Genomic DNA, 6,238 nt, shown 5'->3' with positions numbered 1-6,238 from the left:
ATTGGCAGCCTTGCGTGGATAGATTCCCAAGTGACGGCGCGTATCCACGCCGTAAACGACGTGGTATTGCGCCTGTTCAGTATATAATCCGTTTTAGTCGCTATCGTAGCGTCTCGGCCGCCGAGTCAGGCGGTCGACCGACCAGAGCGCGTCCGTCGCTCGCGTTCGTGGCCCGTCCAGATTGCCGGTGGGTGAGCAGCGACCCCCGGTAACATCGAACGAAAATGGCTATTTGGCAACAACTTAGCCGAACCGGAACGAACATGGCCTCGTTTTAGGTATTTCGAGAGCCTTACTGCAAGGATGTCTCGCGTTCTCGTATTGGATTCACACTTTCGACACGCACTCGTCGCGGTTCGAAACCTCGGAGCGCACGGAGTTGGCGTAACGACCGGGAGTCACTCCCGCTGGAACGCCGGTTCCTGCTCCAGGTATTCGAATCGACATATAACGTATCCGTCCCCCAGTCGTGAACCGGACGGTTTCGTCGATGCGCTCGAGCGAGAACTCACCGCCAGGGAGTACGAGATGGTATTGCCGGTCGACGAACCGACCCTCGAGACGGTCGTCAAACACAAGGATCGGCTCGAAGCGCACGCAACCGTTCCATTTCTTCCCTACGAGCGTCTACTGGTCGGACTGGACAAGCGCCGGACCATCGAGGCCGCCAGGCGATCCGGTATTCCGCATCCCCGGACGCTGTTCACGGAAGACGTCGAACCCAGAACCGCCGCGGACGCGCTGGGTTTGCCAATTGTGGTCAAACCCCGCCGCGAGTCCGCCAACGGAGAGACCGTCGTCTGTAACTCGATCGACGAACTCGAGCGAACGGTCCACCGGACGGTGCGGGAGCAAGGCCCCGCCATCTTTCAGGAATTCATCCCGCACGGCGGCGAACGGGGCGTGTACACGCTATATAACGACGACGGCGCGCTCGCCGGCCTGACGGTGCAAAAACGGCTGCGGTCGAATCCGCCGGAAGGCGGTTCGAGTACCTATCGCGAGACCGTCGACGATCCGGCGCTCGTGTCACTCGCTGACGAGTTCTTGACGGGACTGGATTGGCGCGGGCTCGCGATGGTCGAATTTCGAATCGATGCGCGAACTGGCGAACCGAAACTTATGGAGATCAACCCGCGGCTCTGGGGTAGTCTCGCACTCTCTGTCTACGCGGGTGTCGATTTCCCGTATCTGTTGTACCGATCTGCCAGCGGAGAGACGGTCGAGCCGGACCCACGGTACGTCGCCAACGTCCGGGCGCGGTATCTCGTCGGCGACGCGTTACAAGCGCTCAAACGCGACGATCGTACGCGGGCGATTCGCGAGCTTCTCACGCCATCCCCGCAGCCGTGTTGCTACGATATCGAGTCGACGCGCGATCCGCTTCCGATAGCGGGTCACCTCGCGTTCGCTCTCTCCGCCTTCGGGAAAGAATCGGTCGGTCAGAACGTCCGAAACGTAGTGGACTCGACTCCGATCGCGATGCGTTCGAGTCACGAATAGCAGCCTGCGCGGCACCGTCGCTCGGATAGTGCGCGTTCGGTCTTGCAAAGCCGTGAGTTGCGACACGTGCTCGGTCAGTCGGAAGTTGTTTCGATCTCGTCCTCGGCGTAGATCGCCGCGACGAGGTGGTCGTAGCGCTCTTCGATCTTCGAGCGCTTTTCCTTCATCGTCGGTGTCATCAGGTCGTTCTCCTCGGTGAATCCGTCTGGAACGAGTCGGAACTCCTTGATGGTCTCGTAGGACTCGAAGTCCTCGTTGACCGTCGCGATGGCCGCTTCGACCTGCTCGAGCACCCATTCGTCTTCGACCAGCGCGGCGACGTCGTCGGGCAGCGAGACGTCCTCGCTCGCCGCGCGATTCCGCAGGGCGTCGACGTTCGGTACGATCAGCGCGCCGACGAACTTCTCGCCGTCGCCGACGACCAGACACTGCTCGACGATCTCGACCGCCGCGAAGGCGTCCTCGATCGGCCCGGGTGCGACGTTTTTCCCCGTCGAAAGGACGACGAGCTGTTTCGTCCGCTCGCGGAACTCGAGGTAGCCGTCGGGTCGTTCGTGGACGATGTCGCCGGTGCGGAACCACCTTCCGGAAGACTCGTCTTCCGACTCTCCGGTCGCTTCGCTCCCGGGGACGTCTTCGGTGAACGCGCGATCGGTCGCACCGGGCTTGTTCCAGTAGCCCTCGGTCACGTTCGGTCCCTTGAGCAGCAGTTCGCCGACCGCGCCCTCGTCGTCGAAGTCCTCGTCGCGGACGACCGAAGTGTCGAGTTTCGTCTCGAGGCCGTGGACGACGGGACCGATCGTTCCGATCCGCGGGTCGCTCGGCGGGTTCGTCGCGACGACCGGTGCGGCTTCGGTCATGCCGTAGCCCTCGTAGATGGGGAGTCCCATCCCGTGGAAGAGTCGGCACAGCTCCGGCGAGAGGCTGCCGCCGCCGCTGATGAGCGACTCGACGTTGCCGCCCATGCTCTGTCGGATCTCCTCGAAGACGAGCTGGTCGGCGCTTTCCATCTCGCCTTCGAGTTCCTCGCTCGGATCGTCGGCGGCCTGGTATCGCCGGGCGACGTCGACGGCCCACTCGAAGACGTCGGCTTTCGCCTCGTCCTGGGCGGCGCGCTCGCGGATGCCGTCGTAGAGCTTCTCGTAGACGCGGGGCACGCTGGTGGTGCTGTTGGGCTGGACCGCGGGGAGATCCTCGGTCAGCGTCTCCGGGCTCTCGGCGTAGGCGATACAGGTGCCCGCGGCAAAGAGCATGAAGTGGCCCGCCGTCCGCTCGAAGACGTGAGCGAGCGGCAGGAAGGAGACGACCTGCGTCTCGTCGTCGATCGACGGATCGTCTTCACCCTTGTCCGGTCGCGGGCCGTACCGTCGGTAGATCTGGTTGACGTTCGATCGCAGGTTCCGGTGAGTGAGTTTGACGCCCTTCGGCTTGCCCGTCGTGCCGCTCGTGTAGATGAGACTGGCGAGGTCGTCGACGTCGCGGGCCGCGAGCCAGTCGTCGTACTCGTCGCGGTCGAAGCGATCGTCGCCGCGCCGGTAGAGGTCCGCGAGCGTGAGGATATCCTCGCGGGCCGCGTAGGCCTCGGACTCGAGTTCGTCGAAGACGACGAAGAACTCGAGGTCGAGGTCGTCTTCGACCTCGAGGACTCGCTCGAGGAGGGCCTCGTTCTCGACGACGACGCCAGCGGCGCCGGGGTCGTCGAGGAGGTACTGGATCTGGTTCGGCGAGGAACTCTTGTAGACGGTCGTCACGACGCCGCCGGCGGCCAGGACGGCGAAGTCCGACTGGGCCCACTCCATGCGCGTATCCGCGAAGATGCCGACGCGGTCGCCGTCGGCGATGCCGAGGTCGCGAAAGCCGGCCGCGAGCCGGCGGACGACGCCCGCCATTCGATCGTAGGTAATCGTCGCGAACTCGCCGTCGGGCGCGGGCTCGAGGGGAGCGTCGTCGCTTTCGTCGGCGATCGATCGCTCGTAGATGCCGCCTTTGTACTGCTGGGCGGGTCGGTCGCCGTTTCGGTCGACGCTTCGCTCGAACATCTCGGCCAGCGTGTCGAGTTTCAGGGCGGGGTGGTCGAACCCGGCCTCAGCTTCGGACAAATTCATGAATAGTTTGGAGTTTCTCCCGTAACACTATAAAAGATCAGAAATGTGCACGTTCGACGGTAGTTCCGTGCGGCGAACTGACGGTGGTCGCGCGTGACGAATACGAGCGCAACCGGTCACGACCGGTCGGATGTGACTGAATATCGGGGCCGGGGGCTTTCGTTGCGCTTAAGTACCCGTCGCCGGTAGATTTGGGTGCAATACGTGTAGGGGACCAGTCCCCGAGTCCGAGAGGGCGACGATAACAGACACGGTGTTGTGGTAGCCAAGCGGCCCAAGGCGCATGGTTGCTAACCATGTGGCGTCAAGCCTCCGGGGTTCGAATCCCCGCCACAACGTCGGATCCGCTGACGATTCCTCGTCAGTACTTGATCGACTGACGCGGCTTGCGTCAGTCGTTCGCATCGCGCGCACACTAGACAGCAATACACGACACATGAGCGAGGAAGAACCTCAAGAACAACAGGACGACGAAGACCTTCAGTACTTCGTCCGTATCGGGCAAACGGACCTCGATGGGACGAAGTCTGTCGAGCGCTCGCTGTCGGAGCTGAACGGGGTCGGTCGACGGACCGCCCGAATCATCGCCGACGAAGCGGGCGTCGACCGAACGGCCACGTTCGGTCGACTCGACGACGACGTCATCGACGATGTCGTCGAGGTCGTAGAGAACTACGCCGACGAGGTCCCCGAATGGCTGACGAACCGCCAGGGCGACTTCTACACCGGCGAAACGACCCACGAGATCGGGAACGATCTCCAGCTGACCCGCCAGCACGACATCAACCGGATGAAGATGATCGACTCCTACAAGGGCGTGCGCCACAAGCGCGGTCAGAAGGTCCGCGGTCAGCGGACCAAGTCCACCGGTCGTACGGAGGGCACAATCGGCGTCAACGTCGAGGAGATCCGCGAAGAACAGGCCGAAGAAGGCGGCGACGAAGGGGAGGGTGAATAACGATGCCACTCGGAACCGACACCAAACAGTACGAGACGCCCAACCACCCCTACCAGGGTGAGCGCATCGCCTCCGAACACTCCCTCGTCGATCGCTACGGCCTGAAGAACAAAGAAGAGCTCTGGCGAGCCCAGTCCGAGCTTCGCTCCTACCGGCGCGAGGCCCGCGACCTGCTCGGTCAGGCCCAGGACGACGAGACCGTCCAGCAGCGATCCGAGGAGTTCCTCGGACGACTCAAGCGCGTCGGCATCCTCGACGAGAGCGACGAGCTCGGTGCCGTCCTCTCGCTCGAGATCGAAGACGTCCTCGAGCGTCGCCTCCAGACGGTCGTCTACCGGAAGGGACTGGCCCAGACGACCCAGCAGGCCCGACAGTTCATCGTTCACGGGCACGTCACCGTCGGCGACCAGCGACACCAGGTCCCGTCGTACGTCGTCGACGTCGACGAGGAGGATCTCGTCGCGTTCGACGAGAACAGCCCGCTCGCGGACGATCTCCACCCCGAACGTGCGGAGGGACAATAATCCATGAGCCAGGACGACGACAAGTGGGGCATCGCCCACGTGCACGCATCGTTTAACAACACCATCATGACCGTGACCGACCTCACGGGCGCGGAGACGATCGCCAAGTCCTCCGGTGGGACGGCGGTCAAGCAGAACCGCGACGAGGCGTCGCCGTACGCGGCCATGCAGATGGCCGAGTCCGTCGCCGAAGAGGTCAAGGCCGCGGGCATCACCGGACTCCACGTGCGAGTCCGTGGCCCCGGCGGCAACCTTCAGAAGTCGCCCGGTCCGGGTGCGCAGGCGACGATCCGCGCACTCGCCCGCTCGGGTATCGAGATCGGTCGCATCGAGGACGTCACGCCGATCCCGCACGACGGATCGCGCGCACCGAAGGGTAAGGGCGGCTACTAGATCCATGACAGCAGAGTACGACGTCGAGTTCGTCGAACGCGGGGACCGCGAAGCGCGATTCCTCGTCCGCGGCGTAACGCCCGGTTTCGCCAACGGCATCCGTCGCGCGATGGTCGCCGACGTGCCGACGATGGCGATCGACACGGTCCGGTTCGTCGAGAACTCGTCGGTCATGTTCGACGAGCAACTCGCCTTGCGACTCGGACTCGTCCCGCTGACGACTCCGCCGGAAGGCGAGTTCGGCGAGGACGAGACCGTCACGCTCTCGATCGACGTCGAAGGGCCAGCCACCGCCTACTCGGGCGACCTCGTCTCGAGCGACGAGCTCGTCCAGCCCGCGGACGAGAACGTTCCGATCATCGAACTCAAAGACGGCCAGCGCCTCGAGGCCGAGGCCGACGCCGTCGTCGACCGCGGAAAGGACCACGCCAAACACCAGGGCGGCGTGGCCGTCGGCTACCGACACCTTCAGCGCGTCGAGGTCGTCGACGATCTCCCCGAGTTCGAGGAGTCGGAACCCCAGATCGTTCGCGGCGTCATCGAAGACGACGGCGACCTCGTTCCGACGAGCGAGTTCGACCACGACCTCACGAACCGGTATCCGGGCAAGCAGGTCGAACTCGAAGACGTTCCCAACGCCTTCGTCTTCCACGTCGAGACCGACGGCTCGTTCTCCGTCGAGGAACTGGTCGCGCGCGCCGCCGACTCGATCGAGTCGCGGGCGATCGAACTCGAAGACGCAGTACAGCTATAAC

At 63.8% G+C, this 6,238-nt stretch carries 6 protein-coding genes and 1 tRNA gene; 6 read left to right on the top strand and 1 reads right to left on the bottom strand.

Going from position 1 to position 6,238, the window contains the following annotated elements:
- The first annotated feature begins 528 nt into the window (after positions 1 to 528).
- Positions 529 to 1,503, top strand: a complete 975-nt coding sequence (locus C493_RS19900) for a carboxylate--amine ligase (protein ID WP_049889528.1) — start codon at positions 529 to 531, stop codon at positions 1,501 to 1,503.
- A 74-nt stretch (positions 1,504 to 1,577) separates the two neighbouring features.
- On the opposite strand, the gene C493_RS19895 is transcribed toward C493_RS19900, so the two are convergent.
- Entirely contained in the window at positions 1,578 to 3,608 is a 2,031-nt protein-coding gene (locus C493_RS19895; protein ID WP_007261292.1) for an AMP-dependent synthetase/ligase, read from the bottom strand.
- Between the two features lie 255 nt (positions 3,609 to 3,863).
- On the opposite strand from C493_RS19895, the gene C493_RS19890 reads away from it, so the two are divergent.
- The 5 genes from C493_RS19890 to C493_RS19870 all read left to right on the top strand — a co-directional run bounded on the left by C493_RS19890 (position 3,864) and on the right by C493_RS19870 (position 6,237).
- A tRNA-Ser gene (locus C493_RS19890) sits at positions 3,864 to 3,946 on the top strand.
- 98 nt (positions 3,947 to 4,044) lie between these two features.
- A complete protein-coding gene (locus C493_RS19885) occupies positions 4,045 to 4,566 on the top strand; it encodes a 30S ribosomal protein S13 (RefSeq protein WP_007261291.1) in 522 nt (173 codons plus the stop codon).
- A 2-nt stretch (positions 4,567 to 4,568) separates the two neighbouring features.
- Positions 4,569 to 5,090, top strand: coding sequence for a 30S ribosomal protein S4 (locus tag C493_RS19880; protein WP_007261290.1), 522 nt, complete (start codon positions 4,569 to 4,571; stop codon positions 5,088 to 5,090).
- Between the two features lie 3 nt (positions 5,091 to 5,093).
- Positions 5,094 to 5,483, top strand: coding sequence for a 30S ribosomal protein S11 (locus tag C493_RS19875; protein WP_007261289.1), 390 nt, complete (start codon positions 5,094 to 5,096; stop codon positions 5,481 to 5,483).
- 4 nt (positions 5,484 to 5,487) lie between these two features.
- Positions 5,488 to 6,237, top strand: a complete 750-nt coding sequence (locus C493_RS19870) for a DNA-directed RNA polymerase subunit D (protein ID WP_007261288.1) — start codon at positions 5,488 to 5,490, stop codon at positions 6,235 to 6,237.
- The last annotated feature ends 1 nt before the right edge of the window (position 6,238 follow it).

It is taken from the genome of Natronolimnohabitans innermongolicus JCM 12255 (assembly GCF_000337215.1).
GTDB lineage: Archaea > Halobacteriota > Halobacteria > Halobacteriales > Natrialbaceae > Natronolimnohabitans > Natronolimnohabitans innermongolicus.
The sequence above is the reverse complement of the archived record's forward strand: the minus strand, read 5'-3'. Positions and strand labels throughout refer to the sequence as shown.

What these genes read in the sequence shown, in the direction of transcription:
- C493_RS19900 (WP_049889528.1), top strand. Translation starts at nt 529, where the DNA reads ATGGTATTGCCGGTCGACGAACCGACCCTCGAGACGGTCGTCAAACAC.
- C493_RS19895 (WP_007261292.1), bottom strand. Translation starts at nt 3,608, where the DNA reads ATGAATTTGTCCGAAGCTGAGGCCGGGTTCGACCACCCCGCCCTGAAA.
- C493_RS19885 (WP_007261291.1), top strand. Translation starts at nt 4,045, where the DNA reads ATGAGCGAGGAAGAACCTCAAGAACAACAGGACGACGAAGACCTTCAG.
- C493_RS19880 (WP_007261290.1), top strand. Translation starts at nt 4,569, where the DNA reads ATGCCACTCGGAACCGACACCAAACAGTACGAGACGCCCAACCACCCC.
- C493_RS19875 (WP_007261289.1), top strand. Translation starts at nt 5,094, where the DNA reads ATGAGCCAGGACGACGACAAGTGGGGCATCGCCCACGTGCACGCATCG.
- C493_RS19870 (WP_007261288.1), top strand. Translation starts at nt 5,488, where the DNA reads ATGACAGCAGAGTACGACGTCGAGTTCGTCGAACGCGGGGACCGCGAA.